This is a genomic window from Coprococcus sp. RTP21281st1_F1_RTP21281_210402 (genome assembly GCF_040915325.1).
Lineage (GTDB): Bacteria > Bacillota > Clostridia > Lachnospirales > Lachnospiraceae > Coprococcus > Coprococcus aceti.
This window is the reverse complement of the sequence record NZ_JBCPDQ010000007.1, coordinates 87242-110904: the sequence shown is the minus strand read 5'-3', so window position 1 is coordinate 110904 and position 23663 is coordinate 87242. Positions and strand designations below refer to the sequence as shown.

At 44.7% G+C, this 23663-nt stretch carries 20 protein-coding genes, 7 tRNA genes and 1 other RNA gene; 19 read left to right on the top strand and 9 right to left on the bottom strand.

What is annotated here, in order from left to right:
• Window positions 1-65 precede the first annotated feature (65 nt).
• Window positions 66-425, bottom strand: an RNA gene (rnpB, locus tag AB5150_RS11370) — RNase P RNA component class A.
• 198 nt (window positions 426-623) lie between these two features.
• Here rnpB and AB5150_RS11365 point away from each other — a divergent pair.
• The 9 genes from AB5150_RS11365 (at window position 624) to AB5150_RS11325 (ending at window position 10971) form a co-directional block, all read left to right on the top strand.
• Window positions 624-1337 (top strand): hypothetical protein, encoded by a 714-nt coding sequence (locus tag AB5150_RS11365; RefSeq protein ID WP_055223258.1) that lies wholly within the window; start codon window positions 624-626, stop codon window positions 1335-1337.
• Between the two features lie 24 nt (window positions 1338-1361).
• Window positions 1362-1904 (top strand): nitroreductase family protein, encoded by a 543-nt coding sequence (locus AB5150_RS11360; RefSeq protein ID WP_015533958.1) that lies wholly within the window; start codon window positions 1362-1364, stop codon window positions 1902-1904.
• A gap of 93 nt (window positions 1905-1997) precedes the next feature.
• Window positions 1998-4388, top strand: coding sequence for a PEP-utilizing enzyme (locus AB5150_RS11355; protein ID WP_349818745.1), 2391 nt, complete (start codon window positions 1998-2000; stop codon window positions 4386-4388).
• Window positions 4389-4393: 5 nt separating this feature from the next.
• Window positions 4394-5077, top strand: coding sequence for a gamma-glutamyl-gamma-aminobutyrate hydrolase family protein (locus AB5150_RS11350; protein ID WP_015533956.1), 684 nt, complete (start codon window positions 4394-4396; stop codon window positions 5075-5077).
• 80 nt (window positions 5078-5157) lie between these two features.
• A complete protein-coding gene (locus AB5150_RS11345; protein ID WP_015533955.1) occupies window positions 5158-6117 on the top strand; it encodes a hypothetical protein in 960 nt (319 codons plus the stop codon).
• Between the two features lie 237 nt (window positions 6118-6354).
• Entirely contained in the window at window positions 6355-7032 is a 678-nt protein-coding gene (locus AB5150_RS11340) for a PspA/IM30 family protein (RefSeq protein ID WP_015533954.1), read from the top strand.
• A gap of 39 nt (window positions 7033-7071) precedes the next feature.
• Window positions 7072-8052, top strand: a complete 981-nt coding sequence (locus AB5150_RS11335) for an SPFH domain-containing protein (RefSeq protein WP_055223264.1) — start codon at window positions 7072-7074, stop codon at window positions 8050-8052.
• Window positions 8053-8183: 131 nt separating this feature from the next.
• Window positions 8184-10532, top strand: coding sequence for a DNA helicase PcrA (pcrA, locus tag AB5150_RS11330; protein ID WP_015533952.1), 2349 nt, complete (start codon window positions 8184-8186; stop codon window positions 10530-10532).
• Between the two features lie 169 nt (window positions 10533-10701).
• On the top strand, window positions 10702-10971 hold the full coding sequence (locus AB5150_RS11325; protein WP_015533951.1) for a hypothetical protein: 270 nt from the start codon (window positions 10702-10704) through the stop codon (window positions 10969-10971).
• A 134-nt stretch (window positions 10972-11105) separates the two neighbouring features.
• Here the strand turns inward: AB5150_RS11325 and AB5150_RS11320 are convergent.
• From AB5150_RS11320 to AB5150_RS11290, 7 genes are all read right to left on the bottom strand, one after another.
• A tRNA-Leu gene (locus AB5150_RS11320) sits at window positions 11106-11185 on the bottom strand.
• Window positions 11186-11234: 49 nt separating this feature from the next.
• A tRNA-Lys gene (locus tag AB5150_RS11315) sits at window positions 11235-11307 on the bottom strand.
• Window positions 11308-11327: 20 nt separating this feature from the next.
• Window positions 11328-11399 (bottom strand) — tRNA-Gln (locus AB5150_RS11310).
• Between the two features lie 33 nt (window positions 11400-11432).
• Window positions 11433-11506 (bottom strand) — tRNA-His (locus tag AB5150_RS11305).
• Between the two features lie 79 nt (window positions 11507-11585).
• Window positions 11586-11659, bottom strand: a tRNA-Arg gene (locus AB5150_RS11300).
• A gap of 41 nt (window positions 11660-11700) precedes the next feature.
• Window positions 11701-11771: transfer RNA gene (locus AB5150_RS11295), tRNA-Gly, on the bottom strand.
• 30 nt (window positions 11772-11801) lie between these two features.
• A tRNA-Pro gene (locus AB5150_RS11290) sits at window positions 11802-11876 on the bottom strand.
• Between the two features lie 217 nt (window positions 11877-12093).
• Between AB5150_RS11290 and AB5150_RS11285 the strand changes: the two genes are divergently transcribed.
• The 6 genes from AB5150_RS11285 to AB5150_RS11260 all read left to right on the top strand — a co-directional run bounded on the left by AB5150_RS11285 (window position 12094) and on the right by AB5150_RS11260 (window position 18005).
• Window positions 12094-13038 (top strand): AEC family transporter, encoded by a 945-nt coding sequence (locus AB5150_RS11285; RefSeq protein ID WP_022215932.1) that lies wholly within the window; start codon window positions 12094-12096, stop codon window positions 13036-13038.
• 24 nt (window positions 13039-13062) lie between these two features.
• On the top strand, window positions 13063-13521 hold the full coding sequence (locus tag AB5150_RS11280; protein WP_022215931.1) for an Lrp/AsnC family transcriptional regulator: 459 nt from the start codon (window positions 13063-13065) through the stop codon (window positions 13519-13521).
• Complete coding sequence (locus AB5150_RS11275; RefSeq protein ID WP_055146992.1) at window positions 13518-14027, top strand: shikimate kinase; 510 nt, start codon at window positions 13518-13520, stop codon at window positions 14025-14027. The genes AB5150_RS11280 and AB5150_RS11275 overlap by 4 nt, the downstream gene beginning before the upstream one ends.
• 85 nt (window positions 14028-14112) lie before the next feature.
• A complete protein-coding gene (locus tag AB5150_RS11270) occupies window positions 14113-15075 on the top strand; it encodes a calcium/sodium antiporter (protein ID WP_015533950.1) in 963 nt (320 codons plus the stop codon).
• Between the two features lie 317 nt (window positions 15076-15392).
• Complete coding sequence (locus tag AB5150_RS11265) at window positions 15393-16934, top strand: sodium:solute symporter (protein ID WP_055223271.1); 1542 nt, start codon at window positions 15393-15395, stop codon at window positions 16932-16934.
• Window positions 16935-17057: 123 nt separating this feature from the next.
• A complete protein-coding gene (locus AB5150_RS11260) occupies window positions 17058-18005 on the top strand; it encodes a magnesium transporter CorA family protein (RefSeq protein WP_015533947.1) in 948 nt (315 codons plus the stop codon).
• Window positions 18006-18069: 64 nt separating this feature from the next.
• Here AB5150_RS11260 and AB5150_RS11255 read toward each other — a convergent pair whose 3' ends face one another.
• Entirely contained in the window at window positions 18070-19263 is a 1194-nt protein-coding gene (locus tag AB5150_RS11255; RefSeq protein ID WP_015533946.1) for a DUF4317 domain-containing protein, read from the bottom strand.
• A 213-nt stretch (window positions 19264-19476) separates the two neighbouring features.
• Between AB5150_RS11255 and AB5150_RS11250 the strand changes: the two genes are divergently transcribed.
• The 4 genes from AB5150_RS11250 (at window position 19477) to AB5150_RS11235 (ending at window position 23566) form a co-directional block, all read left to right on the top strand.
• The gene (locus AB5150_RS11250; RefSeq protein WP_015533945.1) at window positions 19477-20166 is read left to right on the top strand and encodes a response regulator transcription factor; all 690 of its coding nucleotides are present in this window, start codon (window positions 19477-19479) and stop codon (window positions 20164-20166) included.
• Window positions 20166-22598, top strand: a complete 2433-nt coding sequence (locus AB5150_RS11245) for a sensor histidine kinase (RefSeq protein ID WP_368291878.1) — start codon at window positions 20166-20168, stop codon at window positions 22596-22598. Before AB5150_RS11250 ends, AB5150_RS11245 begins: the two co-directional genes overlap by 1 nt.
• Window positions 22599-22702: 104 nt before the next feature.
• Entirely contained in the window at window positions 22703-23188 is a 486-nt protein-coding gene (locus AB5150_RS11240) for a transcriptional repressor (protein WP_156327910.1), read from the top strand.
• Window positions 23189-23209: 21 nt separating this feature from the next.
• Window positions 23210-23566: a heavy-metal-associated domain-containing protein gene (locus AB5150_RS11235; protein WP_015533943.1), complete on the top strand. Its 357-nt coding sequence runs from the start codon at window positions 23210-23212 to the stop codon at window positions 23564-23566.
• Window positions 23567-23663: the final 97 nt, after the last annotated feature.

Genomic DNA, 23663 nt, shown 5'->3' with positions numbered 1-23663 from the left:
AGAGGCAAAACAAATGTCTCCGTGCCGTATTTTTTGTTCAAAATATAAGAAAAATACTATGAAAGGGAATGAGTTGGACTGTAAGCCGGGTTATGTCGAGAGTGATCATCTATCTAGGATTTATGTTACCATAAAACTCAAGCAACCTACCTGGAATGCAGCGGGCAACTGTATCATTCCACAAGCTCCTTTGCAGAAGCTATATTTGGTCTTGCTTCGGATGGGGTTTACAGAGCCTGTCATGTTACCATGGCAGCGGTGAGCTCTTACCTCGCCTTTCCACCCTTACCATACGAATATGGCGGTATATTTCTGTTGCACTGGCCTGGGAGTCGCCTCCACCGGACGTTATCCGGCATCCTGCCCTGTGAAGCCCGGACTTTCCTCACCTGCAAAAATGCAGCCGCGATCACTTATCCAACTCATATAATCTTATAACAAATCACCGGCAAAAAGTAAAGTGAAAATAATCAAAAAACAACGAATGTAGTTTTTAAAACTACTTAACACAGTTAAGAATGCTTGATGTGGATTGCGATTCATGATATAATCTATAGCAAAGACGAGCAGACTAATATATGACTTCAGGCATATGGCGCACATAGCGCTGGAAAGGACTAACAATGGAAGATGTATATTTAACTAATAGAGATTATGTGAAGATAAAGAATCTGAATCTGGTGAGCTACGGTGGCAATCAGAACTGGTCAAAGTCAAAGAAGATGCAGAAGGTCGGATGTGGTGTTATAGCCATGGCAGACCTCACGATGTATCTTGCTGAGCAGAATCCGAATATGATGACCGATGCCATCCGAAAGATCAACAAGCCAAAAGGCTTATACAACAAGCATGACTATCTTGAGTATGTGAGATTTTTCTATGTGCACTACGTGATACTTCTCATGCACAAGGGTATGCTGGGAATAGCACTCAAGCATACGATGAACAGATATTTCATGCTGAACGACATAGGGCTCAAGGCAAAGTGGAAGATGATGCAGTCCGATGAATCGATGCTGAGAGATATAAGACATCTCATAAGAAAGAATAAGCCGGTCATACTGGCCATAGGACCTAACAGATACAATCCATTTGGCAAGAAGGGTATCAGCCTTTATGTGGACAAGGACGGTGAGCTGAAGAGCTCCATCAGGGAGAATGTCCACTCACATTATGTGACTGTTACAGGAGTGTGCACCATAAAAGGAAGAGAATATCTTGTTGTATCTTCATGGGGAAAGAAGTATTATATAGACTATAAGGAATACAGGAATTACGTGAATAACGTCGGTGACAAGTTCACGAGCGGGATATTATATATCCAGGGATTATTATAAGATTTTACACCAGGAGGACATTGTATGAACGCAGTAGAATGTATCAAGACCAGAAGAAGTGTGAGAAAGTTTACAGATGAGATGGTGAGTGTTGACACAGTCAGAGAGATTGTTGAGCTGGCGTCATATGCGCCATCATGGAAGAATACACAGGTTATCAGATATACACTTGTGGAGGATCCGGAGATCATCGCTAAGATAGCTGCAGAGGGCGTTATGGATTTCCCTCTCAACCAGAAGACAGTCAGCAGAGCGAAGCAGCTCATGATAGTCACCAAGAAGGACGGAATATGTGGCTATGAGAAGTCAGGAGAGTTCAGCACAAGCAAGGGCAGCGAGTGGGAGATGTTCGATGCCGGTATAGCAACCCAGACATTCTGTCTTGCCGCTCATGATAAGGGCGTTGGAACAGTCATACTCGGAATATTTGACGATGCAAAGGTAGGAGAGATAGTTGGTATTCCTGATGGACAGACCGTTGCCGCAGTTGTGGCTATGGGTTATCCTGCATTTGCACCGGAGATGCCGCCTAGAAAGTCAGTGGACGACCTTCTCACAGTGAAGTAGATCACAGAACGGTACAATTACATATAAAAAGAAATTGATGTAAGCTGCACTTTAGTATACACTAAGTGCAGCTTTTTTTAATAAGGAGGCAACATGACAGACAGGATTTCTTCAAAGGCTGATGTTCTTAAGAGCCTGTATGGAAAATTGAAGTATTCGAGAGTGGAAAAGCTGAAGATAGTAACCGGAGCTGAGCTTGATGCCGATTCATATGGACTTGCGGCGGAGATAGCAGAAGAATTTGCCGGAGGGTATATCGTGGTCAGAAGCTCGTCCTCAAATGAAGACGGACTCAACACTTCGAATGCCGGTCACTATGAGAGTATTCTGGGAGTGGACCCTTCAGACGGAGAGGCGGTAGTAAGGGCAGTCAGGGAAGTGCTGGATTCATATAAATGTGATCTGGACGATGTGTCCGGCGAACAGGTTCTCATACAGAGACAGATCACGAATATCAGCTACAGCGGCGTTATATTTTCAAGGGAGATCAAGAAGGACAGGCCATATTATACGATAACCTACGATGATTCATCCACAGACGCGGTTACAAGCGGAAGGGGAGGAAAGACGGTATACATAATCAGGAATGTGGACTGTGATGAGCTGCCGGCGAACTGGGCTGCGCTCATCAGATCCATGCGTGAGCTGGAGGAGATGCACCCTGAATATCCACTGGATGTGGAGTTCGCAATAGATGAGGGCAATACAGTCACGATATTTCAGATGAGACCTCTTGCAGCCAGCATCAATGGTGTTCACTCCGATGTCGATGACGAAGAGGTGTTCAGGACTGTTTTGGAGGCTGAGGATACATACAGGGAGATCAGCAGCCTGGTTGGGGACAGGAACACCATATTGTCGGATATGGCATTCTGGAATCCTGCGGAGATCATAGGTGAAAATCCCCATCCGCTTGACTATTCCCTGTACAGGGAGATCATCACGTCTGCGGCATGGAATCAGGGACTCAGCTACATTGGTTACAGAGAGGTGGATGGAGACCTCATGTATAAGCTTGGCAACAAGCCGTACATATCTCTTAAGAAGTCGTTCCTGGGGCTGATGCCGGATGAACTGGATGACAGGCTGGAGGCGAAGCTTCTGAAGTATTACGATAAAAAGCTTATAGATGATCCGACCGCCCATGACAAGATAGAATTTGAGATAGCATTTTCCGAATATGACTTCTCGACGGAGGACAAGCTGGGGACACTGACGGAAGCCGGGTTCACCAGGGAGGAGATTGCGGACCTCTCGGATTCGCTGTTCAATCTGACAAACAATGCGATATGCAATTTCAATAGAAACAGGATGAAGGATCTCAGGGCTCTTAACGGCCTTCGTGTCCACCGTGAGAATACGAGAAGCAACTGGCTTATGGCGCACAATGATGTGGTAACGCTGATACAGTATTTTGTACAGCTCATAGAGAGCATAAAGCATTACGGAACCCCGAAATTTGCGCGACAGGCGAGACTGGCATTCATATCGAAGGCGATTAGCAGATCCCTTGTGTACAGAGGATATTTTACGGACAAAGAGATAGACGATTTTATGATGTCGATATATACTGTTGCGTCGGAGTACGATTCTGACTTTCAGGATCTGGTGGACGGCAGGATAACAAGAGGTACATTTGATGAAAAATATGGACATCTGCGTTCAGGCACATACGACATAACCTGCGAGACATACGCCCAGCGCGAGTTCGACCTGTCCAAGGGAAGCGCTGCTGCGAGAAAGCAGAGGCAGACCATAGAGGAGCTTAAGCATAATCCTCTGGATTCGGTTAAGCTCATGGAGGCACTTGAGGATATAGGCTTTTATGTGGACCTCAGGGAATTCCTGGATTTCCTCAAGGATTCCATGGAGGAGAGGGAATTCTTCAAGTTCGAGTTCACCAAGACATTAAGCCTTGCCATAGACATACTTATAGATATAGGCGATAAACTTGGCATAAGCAAGGAAGACATGGCATATCTTGAGGTGCCGGATATTCAGCTTATGGTGAACAGACCTGCGGAATTCACAGGCGATATATGGAGAAAGATCATAGATCAGAACAAAAAGAAATTCCAGAGGGCGTCCATGCTTATACTTCCGGATGTCATATATGATCCGTTGCAGTTAAAATGCATAGAGATATGGGAGGCCAGACCTAACTTCATAACATCTGAATGCGTCACGGGTGACATTCTCCTGCTTGAAAATTATGAGAATGAGGATCACGAGGATGTGGCTGACGTTCAGGATAAGATAGTAGTTCTCCCGAAGGCGGATCCGGGATACGACTGGATATTTGCAAAGGGGATAAAAGGATTTATAACGAAATACGGCGGAGTTGCATCCCACATGGCGATAAGGTGTGCGGAGTTCAACATCCCGGCGGCAATAGGCTGCGGAGACTGCATATACAGTTTCGTGGAAAAACAGCAGACGGTGACGCTCGACTGTGCACACGGTAAGATAACAAAGGGGGTATAGGTTTTATGTTACATGCACTTATAACACAGCGGGAAGGACACAATATGTATGGAAAATATACGGACGTTCTCGAGGCTGCTTATGTGGAGTTCTATGAGAGCCTTGGAATAAGACTCAGACCGGTATCCAACTTTACAAAAAACTTTGATGAGATAGTGGATGAACAGTTTGATCTCCTGATAGTGACAGGGGGCGGAACGCTCCATCCGAGACATTATGTGGAGCCGCACAATGCAGAGCTGCAGCCGCACCGTGATGCGCTAGAGGAGCAGCTCATAATGTACTGCGTCCAGAATGAGATCCCAGTGATAGGCGTGTGCAGGGGAATGCAGCACATAAATGCGCTGTTTGGCGGTAAGATAAGTTATTCCGCGCGCTTTAAGGTGCCAAGACCCAGAGGCACAGACCACATGGCAAGGATAGTCAAGACGGACAGATATATCAAGGTAAACAACTTCCACAGCGACTGTGTCTATCTGGAAAATCTGTCGACGATGTTCTATCCGATAGTGGTCGATGAGGAGAATGAATCTGTCGAGGCATTTGTATCACCGACGATGAGCATACTTGCCTTCCAGTGGCATCCTGAGCGTATATTTGAGAGCGAGGAAGGACGGCTTTTTACAAGACATCTTATACAGGATTTCCTTGGGCTTCCGAGAGATGATGTGAAACCGGCGATAGATTAACGTTGAAATGCCATATGAAAGATGCTAAAATAAACTAGCGTATACTTATGAGATAGAAAAGTTGCGATGGAGGCACTATTATGGAGAACGGAAAAGCTAAACAGCTTTTAGATAGAATACAGGATATAGTTGGAGATGGACAGAACGTTCCATTTGCAGCAGGTAAGGTACTGGTCAACAAGGAAGAGGTTCTTGAGATCGTTGAGGAGCTCAAGACTACTATAGATCTGGAACTCAAGGCATATCATGAGATCACAGACAAGAGAAGCAAGATCATCAAGGAGGCAGAGCAGGAGGCCGATGAGATCATCGCAGAGGCCGAGGAGACCGCATCCAGGATCAGGCTTACAAAGCCAAGCCCGCTCTTTGTGGACCGCAATGTCAAGAGCCTTGGCAAGCAGGACAGGCAGGCGCTCAGAACGGCCAACGAGATATATGCGGCATCTATCATTTATACAAATGAGATGCTGATGGAGATCAACGAGACCGTGAACCAGGCATATAATATGATAAGCATGGAGAGCGACAGAGTCCTTGATTCTCTGAGAAAGAAATCTGAGATCATTGAGAACAACAAGAAGGAGCTCATGGAAGGTCTCATGGATATGAAGAAGCAGGAGCGCTATGCCGATATACTGGAGATCAGCCAGCTTCTGGCGAATGAGCTGTATTATGAGAAGAACAAAGCCAAGGATGAGGAGCACAAGGATAAGAACGGTGAGCCGGAGATGGTTCAGTGGGAGTTCGATTTTGAAGATAAGAAGGAGCCTGAACCAATCCGAGTGAAGGCATCCAGGGAACCGGTCAAGAGTGTCCAGAGGGAGACTGACGATGCGGATTCTTCGATACATGTCATAAAAGACAGTGATCATGACGATAAGATGAGACGCTTTGGAGACAGAACACCGGTGAGACTTGAGGAGTCGATAACGGATGCGAGTGCCAAGGGAAGCGACTCAGACAAGAACGGCAGACCTGATTTCAGAATAGGCGGACGTATATCCGATGCCTATGATGACGTGGATGACGGAGTCGTATAAAAGTTTCGTGCAACATGCAGGGGACGCGCTAGTTTTGAATATTAAAGCCTGATAAGTTGGCGGCTGATACTTTACAGGGGGTAACGTGTCGAATAGCACATTATATGATGCAGCAACACAGCATGCATGGTATTGCGCCGGAGCATGGGAGATCATATAATGGTGGTGTCGTCGACAGGAGGCAACATTTAATATTATATACAAATAAATCAACCTAAAACGCGGAGGTAAAAAGTTATGGGAATTTTAAAGAGATTTAAGGACATTATGTCATCAAACATCAATGCACTTCTTGACAAGGCAGAGGATCCTGAGAAGATGATAGATCAGTACCTCAGAGACCTTCAGGAGGATCTCAGAAAGGTTAAGTCAGAGACTGCAACTGTTATGGCAGAGGAGCAGAGATGCAAGAGACAGCTTGATGAGTGTGACGCAGAGATCGCAAAGATGCAGACATATGCAGAGAAGGCACTTGTAGCAGGTAACGAGGGCGATGCAATGAAGTTCCTCGAGAAGAAGAACCAGCTCACGCAGAAGCAGGTAGCTCTTCAGCAGGCATATGATGCAGCAGCAGCTAACGCAGCCAAGATGAGACAGATGCATGACAAGCTCACAAAGGATGTCAGCGATCTCAATGCAAGAAAAGAGACTATCAAGGCAAAGGTTCAGGTTGCTAAGACTCAGGAGCGTATGAACAAGATGATGAGCGGTATCGGCGATTCATCAGCTTCACTTGATGCATTTTCAAGAATGGAAGCAAAGGCAGACGCTATGCTTGACAAGGCAAATGCAATGAGCGAGCTCAATTCATCAAGCGCAGATTCAATAGATGATCTTGCAAGCAAGTATGATGCAGCTCCAAATGCAGACGTTCAGGATGAGCTTGCAGCACTTAAGGCAAAGATGGGATTATAATATTCCAAACATATTGCAGAACAGAGAGGAGTGCACTACATGGGTTTATTTTCAAATCAGTTTGCTAATGTTGTAGAATGGGAAGAGTACAGAGATGACGTCATCTTCTGGAAGTGGACAAATAGAGAGATCAAGAAGGATTCAAAGCTTATAATCAAACCGGGACAGGATGCTATATTCCTTTATAACGGAGCGGTTGAAGGTATATTTACCGAGTCTGGAAACTACACTATTGATTCACAGATCATACCATTCCTTTCAACATTGAAGGGATTTAAGTTCGGATTCAATTCAGGACTTCGCGCAGAGGTTCTGTTTGTGAATACAAAAGAGTTTACATGTAACTGGGGAACCAGTTCACCGATCAGACTTCAGGCACCGGGACTTCCGGGCGGACTTCCTGTGAGATCAAATGGTAAATTCTCATTCAAGATAGACGATTATAATGTTCTAATAGAGAAGGTTGCAGGTATAAAGCAGCAGTTCACAGTCGATGACATAAGAGACAGGATAAGGGGTATCCTGGACGGACTGCTGATGAAGTGGATCACAAAGGTTGGCGGAGACGTATTCAATCTTATGGCCAATTCCGTTGATATAGCTAAGGGTATCAAGGAAGATCTGGACATGGAACTTCTGGGAATCGGACTTACGATAACTGATTTCAGAATAAGCGAGTTTACATATCCTGAGAATATACAGAAGCGTGCTGATCAGGCTGCTGAGTATTCTATGATAGGGGATATGAACAGATTCCAGCAGGTGAATATGGTTGATTCCATGGCAAGGGGTGGCCGTACAGGAACAGCCGGAAGCAATGCAACGGATATGGCAAATGCCATGGTAGGAATGCAGATGGGAATGGCTATGGCAGGTCAGATGGCCGGAGCTATGAACCAGATGAACAATGCAGCAACACAGACAGCAGGAACCGGAACAGCTCCAAAGTTCTGTCCTAACTGTGGACAGCCAACTAACGGTGCGAAGTTCTGTGGCAACTGTGGAACGAAGCTGATCTAAAGACAAATACATTATAATTGAATAATGATATTTTCAAATAAACGCTGTTATGATATACTAGGCAGATGGAATAAAACATATGTTTGGTATATATAACGGCGTTTTTTACGTCACAGGATACAGGAGGAATTATGGCAGGACTTAACGATATGCAGGAACAGGCCTGTGAGCATGTGGATGGGCCACTGCTCATACTTGCGGGAGCAGGAAGCGGAAAGACCAGGGTTATCACACACAGGGTAGCCTATCTCATGGAGCACGAAGGAGTTAATCCTCTGAACATACTGGCGATCACATTCACCAACAAGGCGGCCCGTGAGATGCGGGAGAGAGTTGATCTGATAGTTGGGGACGGAGCTGACAGGGTATGGGTCAGCACATTTCATTCGCTGTGTGTAAGGATACTCAGAAGATATGCTGATAAGATCGGCTATGGCAAGAACTTTGATATATATGATTCGGATGACCAGAAGAGTACGGTGAAGAGTATACTCAAGGATTTTCAGATAGACCCGAAGAGGTATCCCGAGAAGATGTTCATGGCGGAGATATCCAAGGCCAAGGAGAAGTATCTGTCACCTGATGAATTCGCAAAAAAGAATGCTGCAGACTATGCAGGAACAAAGGCTGCAGAGGTGTACACTGAGTATCAGAGTCGTCTTAAGAAGAACAATGCGATGGACTTTGACGATCTTATTTACAAGACGGTGGAGCTGTTCGAGCACAATCCTGATGTCCTTGATACATATCAGAATAGATTCAGATATATCATGGTTGACGAGTATCAGGATACTAATCACATACAGTTTCTGCTGGTCAAGATGCTTGCGAGAAAATACAGGAACCTGTGTGTGGTGGGAGACGATGATCAGTCCATATACAAGTTCAGAGGAGCGAATATAACCAATATCCTGAACTTTGAGAAGGAATATGAGGATGCGAAGGTTATCAAGCTGGAACAGAACTATAGATCCTGTGGCAATATACTTGCCGCAGCGAATGCAGTCATACAGCACAATGCAGGCCGTAAGGATAAGGCTCTGTGGACGGATAAGGATGCCGGTGAGAAGATCTCGTTTGAGCAGTGCGATTCGGAATATGCAGAGGGAGATATGGTGGCGAGCCGTATCAAGACTCTTGTCAGACAGGGAGTGGACTACAGGGATATAGCTATCCTCTACAGGACGAATGCACAGTCCCGTGTGCTCGGAGAGAAGATGGTGTATGCGAACATACCATACAGAGTATATGGCGGCACAAACTTCTATGCCCGAAAGGAGATCAAGGATGTTCTGGCATATCTCAAGGTCATCAACAATTCCACTGACAACCTGTACTTCAGGAGAGTGGTAAATGTTCCGAAGAGAGGTATAGGCGAGGCGAGTCTCAGCAAGGTTGAGTCATTTGCGGATGCGTATGGATTGTCGATGATGGATGCTGCGGCGAGAGCTGACGAGATACCGGGAATGGCTGCCAAGACCTCGGCCAAGATCAGGCAGTTTGCGGAGCTTATCACATCATTCAGGGATATGCTGGCGGATGGTGAGAGCCTTGACTCGGTGTACGACAGGATCCTTGAGGATACGGGTTATGAGTCAGAGCTCATAGCAGAGCACACAGAGGAGGCCATGACTAGACTTGAGAATATCGATGAACTCCGCAACAAGGTGGTGGAATTCACAGAGGATAATGAGGAGGCAGGGCTCAGCGAGTTCCTGGAGGAGATAGCGCTTGTGTCTGACCTCGATGCCATGTCGGAGGATGACAATCAGGTCAAGCTGATGACTCTCCACAGTGCCAAGGGTCTGGAGTTCCCATACGTATTTATATGCGGAATGGAGGACAGAGTATTTCCTAGTGGAATGGCACTCAACTCAGATGATCCCGATGCTCTTGAGGAGGAGAGACGTCTGTGTTACGTGGGTATAACCAGAGCCATGAAAAAGCTGTACCTGAGTGCGGCGAAGGAACGAATGATGCATGGTAACAGGGTGTACAGCGATGTGTCCAGATTCATAAGAGAGATCCCGCCTATGCTGTTTGAGCATGAAGCTGATATGAAGAATATGGCAAAGCGAAGAGAGTCGGAGTCTGTCGACAGATATAACAGAGGTGAAGGACGCAGAGATGCGTATGGAAGTTCATATGGTGATACATATGCCGGCTATGGCGGTGGAAGAACCGCTGGAGCGGCCTCAGGCAGAAGCTATGGACAGAAGAATCCATACAGCAGCTATGCAAAACAGCAGTCATACGGGCAGCCGTCTTCCCAGCCTTCGTTCGGCAAAGCCTTTGTGGTAAACAGTGTTGGCAAGCCTGATTATGCTGTTGGAGACAGAGTCAGACATATTAAGTTTGGTCCGGGTACTGTGGAGGCTTTGGAGAAGGGCGATAAGGATTACGAGGTTACAGTGAATTTCGACAGATGCGGTGTCAGGAAGATGTTTGCTTCGTTTGCAAAGCTCAAAAAATGCGAGTAGTCAATTAAACCGCATGTTAGATTTATTTATAAAATACATATAGAAATAATCAAAACCGTATGCTATAATTTTGGTATGTATTGGGAGATAATAACTGTATGTTTCTTCTCTCAAATCAATATAATATAATGAAACCCGTTACAGGGTTAAGAAAGGGTGGAATGTAACGATGAAGAGTAGTGACGTAATCTTAGTTAAAGGCGATGCAACAGAAGAGAAGGCAAAGAGCACATTATTTGTGATCTTGGTTATCATTGGTGCCGTTGCTGCTATTGCAGGTATTGCATATGCAGTATATTCATATCTTACACCAGACTTCCTTGATGATTTTGATGATGACTTCGACGATGATTTCGACGATGACTTCTTCGATGATGAGGAAGATACAGATGAGGCAGAGCCAGCAGCAGAAGCAGCCGAGGCGGCAGACGCTGAGTAATTCGTATTGTATTATATAGAAGAATATGGTAGTATAAAGATACGCTCTATCCATTGAGGATAGAGCGTATTTTTTTGTCATCTACTAAAAAAATAGAAGATAGGACGAAACGTCATGATAAAAGGTATAAAAAATGCGGATAACAGGAATCGAACCTGCACCCCGAAGGACTAGATCCTAAGTCTAGCGCGTCTGCCAGTTCCGCCATATCCGCTTAATTCTTCATAAAATAAAAATAGCCCCTCATATCAGAAGGGAAATAGTGAGCCATCGGGGACTCGAACCCCGGACAACTTGATTAAAAGTCAAGTGCTCTACCGCCTGAGCTAATGGCCCATAAGTCTGGACTTTAATAACTGGGCTAGCTGGATTCGAACCAGCGAATGCAGGAGTCAAAGTCCTGTGCCTTACCGCTTGGCGATAACCCAATAGCATCGCTAATATGTGCGATAAAGAAAAAGGGTGGATAGAGGGACTCGAACCCTCGGCCTCCAGAGCCACAATCTGGCGCGCTAGCCAACTGCGCCATACCCACCATAGGCTTATAAAATAATTGCTATTTTATAAAAATATATCTTAGCCTGCTAACAGTAGTAGTAGCTAAGATACAAAAATGTGCCCGAAGGGATTCGAACCCCCGACCCACGGCTTAGAAGGCCGTTGCTCTATCCAGCTGAGCTACGGACACGTACCAATTCCCGCTATATGTATATGTTAGCGAAAATAAAGAGCGGGTGATGGGAATCGAACCCACGTATCTAGCTTGGAAGGCTAGTGTTCTACCATTGAACTACACCCGCATAATGCTTAACAGTGTTTTGGATTATAAGTCGGGGTGACAGGATTCGAACCTGCGACCTCTTGATCCCAAATCAAGCGCTCTAGCCAAGCTGAGCCACACCCCGTTAGTCCTTTGCGACCAACGCAAAACCTATTATACACAAGTCGGTAATGTTTGTCAACAACTTTTTTAATTTTTTTTTGAAAATCAGTTGCTGATGTGTTATATTGAATCAGACGTTATCGCCTATTCATCAAACCGACTTTTGCATTATATGCATTATAGGAGCGAAAGTCAATAGGTATTTTGAAAAAAATTGAAAATTGTGAGGATGTGTAGTAATGGATAATTTTATATTCAGCATAAATGCAACGATACCGATATTTCTGGTGATACTTCTGGGATGGTTTCTGATGAAGATACATATTATAACAGAAGAGTTCGCCAACGTGGCGAATAAATATGTGTTCAAGGTAGCCCTTCCGGTTCTGCTGTTCAGGGATATTGCGACGACCTCCATATTGGACGACCTCAATGTAAAGTTTGTTCTGTTCTGCTTCTTTGGAACGATCATAATGTTTGGGCTGGTATGGGTGTTTGCACTGATATACTGTAAGGACAGAACCATGATCGGTGCATTTGTGCAGGGGGGAGCAAGAGGAAGTGCTGCGGTTCTCGGCGTTGCATTTGTGGAGAATATCTGTGGCAACTCGGGCATGGCGCCTCTCATGATAGTGTCAGCGGTGCCGATGTACAATATTATATCTGTAATAGCTCTGACATTTGGCGGAAACGACAGACAGAGGGGAACAGCGGGTATCAAGAAAGCGTTCGTCAATATATTGAAGAATCCGATCATCATAGGAATATTGCTTGGAGTCCCGTTCTCTGTATTTGACATACCGATACCAGCCATACCGACAAGAACTATCAGTTATATAGCACAGACGGCGACTCCTATAGCGCTCATAGCCATAGGTGCTGGATTTGACTCACAGCAGGCATTGACCAGGCTCAAGCCGTCACTTGTGGCAACGGTCATAAAGCTTGTGATTCTTCCTGTCATATTCCTTCCGGTTGCCATTGGTATGGGCTTTGGGCCGAGTGAGATTGTTGCTATACTTATAATGGTTGGAGCACCGGCTACGGTGTCGGGATACATCATGGCGAAGAATATGGACAATGATTATGTGCTGTCATCGAATATTATCGTTTTATCCACATTATTATCGTCAGTGACGTTGACTCTGTGGGTGTTTGTGTTAAAATGTTTGGGAGTAATCTAATTTTATTATACAGAGGTTTAACTAATGGATAACATTGACTACAAGATACTGAGATGCCTGAAGGACAATGCGAGACTTACAGCATCGGCCATCAGTGAGGAGATCAATCTCTCTGTCTCGGCCGTGATAGAGAGAATAAGGAAGATGGAGAGCAGCGGGGTAATAAAGGGATATACCATTGAGGTTGACCAGAAAAAGCTGGGCAATGAGATGGTAGCCATCATGGAAGTGAGACTGAAACATCCGAAATATTATGATGAATTTGCACAGCTTATACAGACAAATGACAGCATAGTCGCATGCTTCTATATGACAGGAGATTTTGACTTTATATTGAAGATAGTGACTGATTCCGCTGCAGGTCTGGACGAGGTGTATAGATTTGTGAAGGGATATGAGGGTGTGTCAGCAACTGAAACGCACTTTGTTCTCAAGACGCTCAAGGACGAAGTATCAGTTATACCGGAGGTAAAGGAAAAATGAACAACATAGTACTTACAGGCATGCCGGGAGCGGGCAAGAGCACTATAGGGGTTCTTCTGGCAAAGGTTCTCGGTTATAAGTTCATCGATGCAGATATTCTCATACAGAACAGTCAGGGAATGCTGCTCAGGGAGATCATAGCAAAGTATGGCGATGATGGGTTTTTAAAGATAGAGAATGATGTGAACAAGGGTATCACAGACCAACATGCAGTCATAGCCACAGGTGGAAGCGCTGTGTACTGTACTGAGGCCATGAAGAAATACATGGCGGAGGATACAGTTATATATATCAATCTTCCATATGAGGAGATAGCGAACAGACTTGGCAATATCAAGAGAAGAGGCGTGGTGCTGAAGGATGGACAGACTCTGAAAGATTTGTATAATGAGAGGACAAAGCTTTATGAGAAGTACTGTCATATCAATATCAAAGCGGAAGGCCTTGGAATTGAGGAATTGCTGGACAGCGTTGCGGGCATGATAATTGTCAGAAGAGATCTGTAATACGTCATATGCCACATGATAGAGATAGAAAAGCTGCTTATATAGCTGAGGTGAAAATGTAGCATATATACAATGGAGGGAATGTATGGAGATATTAAAAATGTTAGGTCAGATACTGCTTCTTGTGCTTGGATTTGTGTTTATGATAAAGGGAGCGGATGTATTTGTAGATGGTGCGTCTAAAATAGCTGTCAAATGCAACATACCAGAGATGGTAGTTGGATTAACAATAGTTGCCATGGGCACTAGTGCTCCAGAAGCAGCTGTCAGCATAAAGGCGGCACTTTCGCCTGCGGGAGCCGGGATCACTGTTGGAAATGTGCTTGGAAGCAACATTATTAACATACTTGTCATCCTTGGAGTGACAGCACTCATAGCAGCACTTCCTATAAAGAAAAATACACTTAGGATAGATATACCATTTGTTATCGTGGCGTCGATCATGATACTCTGCATGGGATATTTTGATGGTGTGCTCAGCAGACTTGAGGGTGTGATATTCTATGTAGTGTTTATTGGATTTTTGGTATATCTGATCATCAGCGCGAAGAATGGCAACAGCGAGAGTGATTCTATAGAACTCACGGAGAAGGATAAGACTCCGAGACTTATACTGTTTATAATCATAGGATTAGCGCTGGTCGTGGTCGGAAGTAATTTCACTGTAAATGCGGCATCATATATAGCTGGAAAGCTCGGTATGACAGAGAGACTCATAGGTCTTACAATAGTGGCATTTGGCACATCTCTTCCTGAGCTTGTGACATCATGCACAGCGGCAAAAAAGGGGCAGACAGATATTGCCATAGGCAACATAGTTGGAAGCAATATATTCAATATACTTTTCGTTGCCGGAACTACAATGCTCATAACCCCAGTGCAGTTTGAGCAGAACTTCCTGTTGGATGGCATCATGGCAATAGTGGCTGCTGTTCTCCTCTGGGTGTGCAGCGTCAGAAAGAAGAAGCTCACCAGGCCGGGCGGAATAGTGATGCTGGCTGTGTATGCGGTATATTTTGCTTATATTATGTACAAGAATTATATGTAGCAGATATCAAATGAATGGGGTATAGTCATTTATGTGATGATTATGAACCGGAAGAGTTGGTGTGTATAACAAGTCACGATGACAAGGATTATTACAGTATGGATGATTTTTATGATTTAGATGAACTTGATTAGATCTCAATAAAAAATACAGCGTGTAGCGATTGCCGCACGCTGTATTTTTTGTGGATATTTCTTGACTATGGTATGGGTATAACTTATAATCAGACATAGCAATTTAAACCGCAAAACTTTAAAGTTGACACGCTTTGACGTGATAAAGCAAACCGCGGATAAAAAATGTATTGGGAGGATACTATGGTACTCAAAGTTATTATGCTTGTTGTTTTCTTTGCGATCATGCTTGGAGTTGGATTTTACTCGAGAAAACACACAAAGGATGTGAATGGATTTGTTCTTGGGGGCAGAAGCGTTGGCCCGTGGCTCACAGCATTTGCCTATGGAACATCTTACTTCTCAGCGGTTATATTCATTGGATATGCCGGACAGTTTGGATGGAAGTACGGAATTGCTTCCACATGGATAGGAATTGGAAATGCGCTGCTTGGCTCACTGGTGGCATGGGTAGTTCTCGGAAGAAGAACAAGACTGCTCACACAGGAGCTTGACACGAGAACTATGCCGGAGTTCTTCGAGAAGAGATACTCCAGCAAGTCATTGAAGCTTTTCTCGTCGATCATCATCTTCATCTTCCTCATTCCATATACAGCGTCACTGTACAACGGACTTTCAAGACTGTTCGGAATGGCGTTCAATGTTGACTATAAGATATGCGTAATCGTCATGGCTGCCCTTACAGGTATATATGTAATCGTTGGTGGATACATGGCGACTGCTATCAACGATTTCATCCAGGGACTCATCATGCTGGTGGGAATCGTGGCAGTCATATATGCGGTACTCAACAACTACGGCGGACTCACAGGAGCACTTGACAGCCTGGCAAGGATAAATGATCCTGCAGTGTCAGATACACCGGGTGTATTTGCATCATTCCTGGGACCTGACGTATTCAATCTGTTCTGTGTTGTCGTGCTGACATCCCTTGGAACATGGGGACTTCCACAGATGGTACAGAAGTTCTATGCCATCAAGGATGAGAGATCCATCAAGACAGGTACAGTTGTGTCGACACTTTTTGCTACGATAGTTGCCGGAGGATGTTATTTCCTCGGCGGATTTGGAAGACTCACAGGTACAGATGTTGCGACAGAGGGATTTGATGCTATCATTCCACATCTGCTTGAGAAGCTTCCTGCAGCCCTTATGGGCCTAGTGGTCATACTTGTGCTCTCAGCATCTATGTCCACACTCTCATCTCTGGTTCTTACATCAAGCTCAACGCTTACAATAGACTTTATAAAGCCAGTCATTGCGCCTAAGATGGATGAGAAGAAGCAGATACTTATCATGAGGATCATGCTTGTCATGTTCGTTGCCGTATCGGCTGTCATAGCCATCGTGCAGTACTCAAGCCGTATCACATTCATAGCACAGCTCATGGGCGTTTCATGGGGCGCTATAGCAGGTGCGTTCCTCGCTCCGTTCCTGTATGGCTTATACTGGAAGAAGACAACTGTTGCAGCTTGCTGGACATGTTTTGTATGGGGAACAGGAATCATGACACTGAACTTCATAAGCAACACATGGGGATTGTTTAAGTTCCCTGCAATGATGCAGTCACCTATCAACTGCGGTGCGGTTGCCATGGTTGGAGGACTTATCATCGTTCCTATTGTGAGTCTGTTCACAAAGAAGCCTGACCAGAAGAAGGTTGAGGAAGCATTCTCATGCTATGAGGAGACAGTTACTGTAGCTCACAGGAAGGCACTTGACTAACATAGATATTACACGGTCTTTACACAAAACTTTGTTGAAAGGCCGTGTTTTTTATGTTAATATTATCAGGCGGTAATGTGCATTTGAGGCATGCTGTAATCTATGTGGCAGGAGGCGCAGGGAATGATCACACTGTACAGAACGGATGACAGAATTTTGAGTGAAATACAGGAATATGGTCCTGGTGCCTGGATAGTCATGACTAAGCCAACAATAGATGAGAGTAAGAGCATAGCCGAGAGGTTTGAGATAGATCTGGCGGATGTCAGAGCCGCACTGGATGACGAGGAGAGCTCACGTGTTCAGGTGGAGGACAACTACACACTGATAATCGTGGATATTCCTTCTATAGAGATAAGAAATGAACGAGAGGCATATACAACAATCCCTCTTGGTATCATACTGGTTGCAGACTGCATCATCACCATATGCGCCGAGGAGACTCCTGTGCTTGAGGCCTTTATGGAGGGCAAGGTGAGAGAGTTCAGCACCAAGAAGAGGATGAGGTTCATGTACCAGATACTCTACAGGAACTGTACCACATACCAGTATTATCTGAGAGTCATGGACAGAAGAAGAACCCTTATTGAGCAGCGTATCCAGGAGGAGACCGAGGATGCGGATCTCATAGATCTTCACGAGCTGGAGTCCAACCTCGTATACTTCGCCACATCACTGAGAGCGAATGGAGTAGTTCTTGATAAGCTGACAAGATACGGCAGGATCAAGCAGTACCCGGAGGATAAGGAACTGCTGGACGATGTTCTGGTGGAGAACAAGCAGGCTATCGAGATGACACAGATATACAGGGATATCATAAGTGGTACGAGAGAGCTCATGACGACCATCATCAACAACAGACTGAACAACGCCATGAAGTTTCTGGCGGCCATAACCATCGTCATGGCTGTGCCTACAGTTATATCCGGTGTGTATGGAATGAATGTGGGCACGAAGTGGATGCCATTTGCGAATGTACCATATGGATTTGAGATAGTGTGCGGTATCATACTTGTGATAAGCATAGTTATCGCTATTATATTGAAGAAAAAGAAGATGCTCAAACAGTAGGGCAGATAGAAAAAAGGATCACCGGCGGTTTTGTTGCTGCCGGTGGTCCTTTTTTGTGCCTTTGTTATTTGTTGTTGATAGGTATTCCGTTTACCTCGACCTGATCGGATATCTGGATGACGATGCATTTCCTTCCGTCGATCTCCATGGTCTCTACCAGATCAGTTCTCTCAGGATTCACCTTGATGACCACATCAGGAGTCTTTACCTCAAATGTTTTTGTGTTTGCAACATTTGTCGCGTACATGACAGTTGACTTCTCACGCGGTACAACTATGGCCGGTTCATCCTCCGGGTTCTCAGATGGCTGCTCAGGCGGTGCTGCCGCAGCGGTTACCTTCTCGTAGTGGGCGTCAAAATCTGCCATCTTCTCGTCTGATACTCCGCTCTCTGTCAGTAGGTTCTTTATAGTGTTTTTTGAGAGAGTAAGCGGTTCCGGACTGTCCTTTCTCTGTTCTATCATCTCGTTCAGATTGTCGTGGATGGTTCTTACCATATCGTAATTACAGTCATCTCCCAGAGTCTCAGCAACAATCTCCTGAAATACATCTTTCTGTTCTCCCGCAGTTATAGGAAGAGAAGTGCCAAGGATGTTACTTATGAAGCTGTCGTGAAGCTCCTCCGGTTTTTTGGTGTAGTACAGAACGTTGTGGATATCCGTGCTCCTGTCGATAAATGCCGGGAACAGGAAGCCTATGTCCGGCATGTCGACCACCCAGTCGCGGACTCTGTTGTGGAATGTGCTTTCAACGTCGAAGTAGCTGAGTCCCGCCTTGGACAGGTTGACGTGGCAAATGGAGCACATGATATAGTCATACACCTCGTCTGATGCATCGTCCATCATGATGCCGTCGGTTGTCTTGCCCGGAACATCATATGTATCGTGGATGAGCAGTATGAGGTAGTTGCCGGTGTAATCGTAGTTCTCGATGACCTTGTCATAGAACTCATTTATCAGCTCATCGTTCTCAAGCTTGCTCTTTCTGAGTTTATTCAGGAATTCCTGTGTGCCGCCTTCAAACTCCTGTGAGGTAGGAAATGGCATGGTGACAAGATTCTTGCCAATGCTTCCTGATAAAGTCTTTTTCAGTATTTCAAAATATTTGTATGTTTCTTCTTCCGGCATGGTGAGAAACTGTTCGTTGATGGTCGCCACCTTGTTGCAGTCTCCGTCCACGTAGCATCCGCGGATCTTGCTTATGGAGCATTCCTTTGGAGCAAACAGGTGTCTTATCTCAAGTACGTCTTTTTTTGTCATAAATAAAACTCCGTTTCTATATAGTGATATATTTTGCGTTATAACATCTGCAATGACAGACCGCCTCCTAAGTATACCACAAATAATGACAAGTCTTAAAGATATCTTAAACTTTATAATGGTTGTTTCTTAATGGCAGTATGGCGATAATTGAGAACAGGAGGTGATTGTGGTAAGCTAAGGATAAATACGAAAAAGGTGAGGACAAGAAAAATGTACAATATATTAATATGTGACGATGAAAAAGATATAGTATCAGCTATAGAGATATATCTTAAGACAGCCGGGTATTCGGTGTATAAAGCTTACAATGGTATGGAGGCAGTTGATATGGTAAATTCTAATGACATACAGCTTGTACTCATGGACGTCATGATGCCTCAGATGGACGGTATAACAGCCATGGCAAAGATAAGAGAGAGCAGCAATGTGCCGGTTATCATGCTTACGGCAAAGAGTGAGGATACCGACAAGGTGCTGGGACTTGAGGTCGGCGCAGATGACTATGTGACAAAACCATTTAATCCGGTGGAACTTCTGGCAAGGGTTAAGTCCCAGCTCAGGCGTTACATGCAGCTGGGAGGCGGAGAGACACCAAAGGATAAGCTGGTTATCGGAGGTATAGAACTTGACGACAAATCCAAACAGGTCACACTTGACGGTGAACTTATGCCCCTCACCCCGACGGAGTATGACATCCTGAAACTTCTTATGCAGAATGTGGGAAAGGTATTTTCCACAAAGGAGATATATAAGGCGGTGTGGAAGGAGGATCCTATGGGAGCGGAAGGATCCGTTGCAGTCCACATAAGACATCTAAGAGAAAAGATAGAGATAAATCCTTCGGATCCGAGATACATAAAGGTTATCTGGGGGCGAGGATACAGAATGGAGGGCAAATAGTGGATAAGGCAATATATAAGATACGAGGAAATGTGTTCTTCAAACTTGGAATATATATTCTTGTGGCGGTGCTGGCATATGGAACGCTGTATACAGGCGGTCTGGTGCTGCAGGGAAGCTACCTTGGAGTGTACAGTGATGATGATCAGGGCGCGACGCCGTATGAGAGGCTTGTAAATGATTATGTGGAGGACACAAATTATGCGCTTACCGAAAAGGTGAATGCTTACATCCAGGATACAAGGTCGCAGCTGGAAAGCATTACAACATATAGTCAGCTCGTGAGCGCCGATCATAACGGAGATAAGGTTATAACCGCGGCTGATGTTTTCCGGAGATTGACCAACGCGGATACAACATCTGCGATCAAGTCGTCATACCGGTATGCGGATATGAGCGAACGAGGCGATATCGGCTATATGCTGACGGCAGCCTGCAGTGATGATGCAAATGCAAATACTGGAAAGATAAAAGTAACGACCGGAAATATAAAGCTGATAAATGACGAAGCCCGACTGGACGACAATATATATACGAACGATTATGACAGCACGATAGAAGTGCCTGTTAAAAGATATATTGTGTTTAACAATCTAGGTGATATGGAACAGGGTGAGCAGTATATCAATGCCCTGCTGGGGGAGAACGATCCATATTATGACGAATACACGTATAATGAAGAAAATGACGAAAATGATACTGTGGAGAATGATACAGATTCTGTATTGACAGCGGATGGCAAGTCTATCACCACACAGGATATCATGTATGGCGATTATTACCCGAGTTCAGTTGAAAAACTGTATTTTGACGACACAGACGAGATTGGCAGTTCATCTGGGAATGGCTACTGTCTTGTGCTAAGCTATGATGCATATTCATTTATAAATATCACGGGAAAGTGCTATGTGGACGTGGCAGCTGCTGTAGACAACATCAAAGCGTCAAATCCGGAAATGGTTCAATACATTGGAATATGGAGGATGAAGAGCAAGGGGGTACTGGCAGGATTTGCAGTCATGTTGCTGCTGTGCATCGTCATGTCAATATTTTCAATGGTCAACGCCGGCGTAAAGACAGGGAAGGAGACGATAACTCTCGGCAGATTTGAGAGAACTCCGACTGAGCTTGTGCTGGCTATGGCAGTATGCTCTGCTGCTGCAGCAGTAGGGATCTGCGTTGAAAGCGGTATTGCATCCATATGTGTGAACCAGTATAGGAACTACACATTTGTATCAGAAAATATACAGTACATTGCGTTTTTGGTGCCGGTGGCATGTCTATATTCTGTGGCATTGTTTTTCTTTAATAATATAGTCGCTAAGGTGAAGGCGGGAACATTTTTGGCAGACTGCCTGATAATCCGCACACTGAAGTGGATAGCAAGAAAGACGAAAGCTTGTTTCAGGTATGTGAAAAGTCATATGTCCCTGACGCAGAAGGGCGTATGGGCTTATATAGGTATAACTATAGTAGAGATAATTTTTGTGGCAATCCTGGCAGCAGGCAGCATGAGAGGCCTTCTTTGGGTGGTGATTTATATCATTTTAAAATGGCTGTGCATAGTCGGAATAGTGGCATATCTCATACAGACACAAGAGTTATATAAGTGCGCAAAGGAGATGGCGGAGGGCAATCTGGACAGGAAAGCGGACACAAGCAAAATGTTCTGGGTATTCCGCGCACATGGTGAACACCTCAACCAGATAAGAGACGGCATGTCAAAGGCTGTTGAGGCCAGAATAAAGAGCGAGCATTTGAAGACAGAACTCATAACAAATGTATCCCACGATATAAAGACCCCGCTTACATCCATAATCAACTATGTTGATCTGCTGCAGAAGGGCGATATGGATGAGAAGACAAGACAGGAATATATAGAAGTTCTCTCAAGGCAGTCCGCGAGACTGAAAAAACTCATAGAGGATCTGGTCGAGGCATCCAAGGCATCCACCGGCAATATCCAGATAAACTGGGCAGAGATAGATGCAAATATGCTTCTGGAACAGGCAATAGGAGAGTATGGAGACAAACTGGACAAGGCAGGGCTTAAGGTCGTATTTACGGGATCGGATACACCTGCGGTGGTTATGGCAGATGGACAGCATCTGTGGAGAGTATTCGACAATCTCCTTGCAAATATAAGCAAATATGCGATGCCGGGAACGAGAGTCTACGCATCGGTTATCCGCGGAGATGGCGAGGTAAGGATGGAGTTTAAGAATATATCCAGAGATCCGCTCAATGTGTCCAGTGATGAGCTCATGGAGAGATTTGTCCGTGGAGACAGCTCCAGAAATACGGAGGGAAGCGGACTGGGATTATCTATAGCGAACAGTCTGTGTACTCTGATGAATGCCAGATTTACTATAAGCATAGACGGAGATCTGTTCAAAGCGGCCATAATATTTACAGATAATGGTACTTTATAAAATTAAATTAACATGATTTATTGAAAAATGTTATTGACAACTAATTTGAGTTAGGGCATACTAACCTTGATGATAATATTATCAACAATCAGAAGGAGGCGTGTATGATGACTAACGAAAGATTAGAGACGGACAAGAAGAGTATAGATGATACAGGTATCCAGCGTACAGAGATGCAGAAAGAGATCGTTATCAGCAGACTCAGGGAAAGGGGATGCAGGATAACCAGACAGAGAATGATACTCCTTGACATAATACTCGGGGAAGAGTGTTCTTCCTGCAAGGAGATTTATTATAAGGCGGTCAAGCAGGACAGTCGTATAGGCTCGGCTACAGTGTACAGAATGGTGAATACACTGGAGGATATAGGAGCCATCAACCGTAAAAACATGTATAAGGTTGCCTGTGGTGCCAACTGTGGTATAGAGGATGCCTGTGTCATTGAGCTTGATGATTCATCCAGCATTGAGCTTTCGGCCAAAGAGTGGAACAGGATAATCCGTGCAGGACTTATGGCTGGCGGATATATTGAGAATCAGATGGTGACAGGTGTCAATGTAAAGCCTTGTGGCTGTGGCTCATGTTGTTAATAACGAAGGAGATGATCTACAATGGGTGGAACAATATTGGTAGTGTGCATACTGGTGCTTATAGTAGTGGGTGCAGTTATCAGTTCTGCAAAGCACTTTAAAGGAGAAGGAGGCTGCTGTGGCGGCGGTGGTTCCGTCAAGGTCAAGGGTGACAAGATAAAGGATGTTGTCGCCGTGAAGACTATTTACATAGAGGGAATGCACTGCAGCAACTGTTCAGATCGTGTACAGAATGCATTGAACAGTCTGAGCCAGGTGAACGCAAAAGTCGACCTCAAGAAGAAGCAGGCTGTCGTTAAGCTCGGAAGAGAAGTATCTGATGATGAGCTTAAGAGCTGTGTAGAGAGGTGTGGATACTCAGTAACCGGTATAGGATAAAGTCTTGAATAAAAAATTGTAAAAAATTTTCAAAAAATTGTTGGCAATTCGAATAAGATGTGGTATTATCCATATTGTTGTTGAAAACACAACAGAG

What these genes read in the sequence shown, in the direction of transcription:
- AB5150_RS11260 (WP_015533947.1), top strand. Translation starts at nt 17,058, where the DNA reads ATGATCACACTGTACAGAACGGATGACAGAATTTTGAGTGAAATACAG.
- AB5150_RS11250 (WP_015533945.1), top strand. Translation starts at nt 19,477, where the DNA reads ATGTACAATATATTAATATGTGACGATGAAAAAGATATAGTATCAGCT.
- AB5150_RS11265 (WP_055223271.1), top strand. Translation starts at nt 15,393, where the DNA reads ATGGTACTCAAAGTTATTATGCTTGTTGTTTTCTTTGCGATCATGCTT.
- AB5150_RS11280 (WP_022215931.1), top strand. Translation starts at nt 13,063, where the DNA reads ATGGATAACATTGACTACAAGATACTGAGATGCCTGAAGGACAATGCG.
- AB5150_RS11360 (WP_015533958.1), top strand. Translation starts at nt 1,362, where the DNA reads ATGAACGCAGTAGAATGTATCAAGACCAGAAGAAGTGTGAGAAAGTTT.
- AB5150_RS11285 (WP_022215932.1), top strand. Translation starts at nt 12,094, where the DNA reads ATGGATAATTTTATATTCAGCATAAATGCAACGATACCGATATTTCTG.
- AB5150_RS11350 (WP_015533956.1), top strand. Translation starts at nt 4,394, where the DNA reads ATGTTACATGCACTTATAACACAGCGGGAAGGACACAATATGTATGGA.
- AB5150_RS11335 (WP_055223264.1), top strand. Translation starts at nt 7,072, where the DNA reads ATGGGTTTATTTTCAAATCAGTTTGCTAATGTTGTAGAATGGGAAGAG.
- AB5150_RS11325 (WP_015533951.1), top strand. Translation starts at nt 10,702, where the DNA reads ATGAAGAGTAGTGACGTAATCTTAGTTAAAGGCGATGCAACAGAAGAG.
- AB5150_RS11270 (WP_015533950.1), top strand. Translation starts at nt 14,113, where the DNA reads ATGGAGATATTAAAAATGTTAGGTCAGATACTGCTTCTTGTGCTTGGA.
- AB5150_RS11355 (WP_349818745.1), top strand. Translation starts at nt 1,998, where the DNA reads ATGACAGACAGGATTTCTTCAAAGGCTGATGTTCTTAAGAGCCTGTAT.
- AB5150_RS11345 (WP_015533955.1), top strand. Translation starts at nt 5,158, where the DNA reads ATGGAGAACGGAAAAGCTAAACAGCTTTTAGATAGAATACAGGATATA.
- AB5150_RS11240 (WP_156327910.1), top strand. Translation starts at nt 22,703, where the DNA reads ATGATGACTAACGAAAGATTAGAGACGGACAAGAAGAGTATAGATGAT.
- AB5150_RS11365 (WP_055223258.1), top strand. Translation starts at nt 624, where the DNA reads ATGGAAGATGTATATTTAACTAATAGAGATTATGTGAAGATAAAGAAT.
- AB5150_RS11235 (WP_015533943.1), top strand. Translation starts at nt 23,210, where the DNA reads ATGGGTGGAACAATATTGGTAGTGTGCATACTGGTGCTTATAGTAGTG.
- pcrA (WP_015533952.1), top strand. Translation starts at nt 8,184, where the DNA reads ATGGCAGGACTTAACGATATGCAGGAACAGGCCTGTGAGCATGTGGAT.
- AB5150_RS11340 (WP_015533954.1), top strand. Translation starts at nt 6,355, where the DNA reads ATGGGAATTTTAAAGAGATTTAAGGACATTATGTCATCAAACATCAAT.
- AB5150_RS11275 (WP_055146992.1), top strand. Translation starts at nt 13,518, where the DNA reads ATGAACAACATAGTACTTACAGGCATGCCGGGAGCGGGCAAGAGCACT.
- AB5150_RS11255 (WP_015533946.1), bottom strand. Translation starts at nt 19,263, where the DNA reads ATGACAAAAAAAGACGTACTTGAGATAAGACACCTGTTTGCTCCAAAG.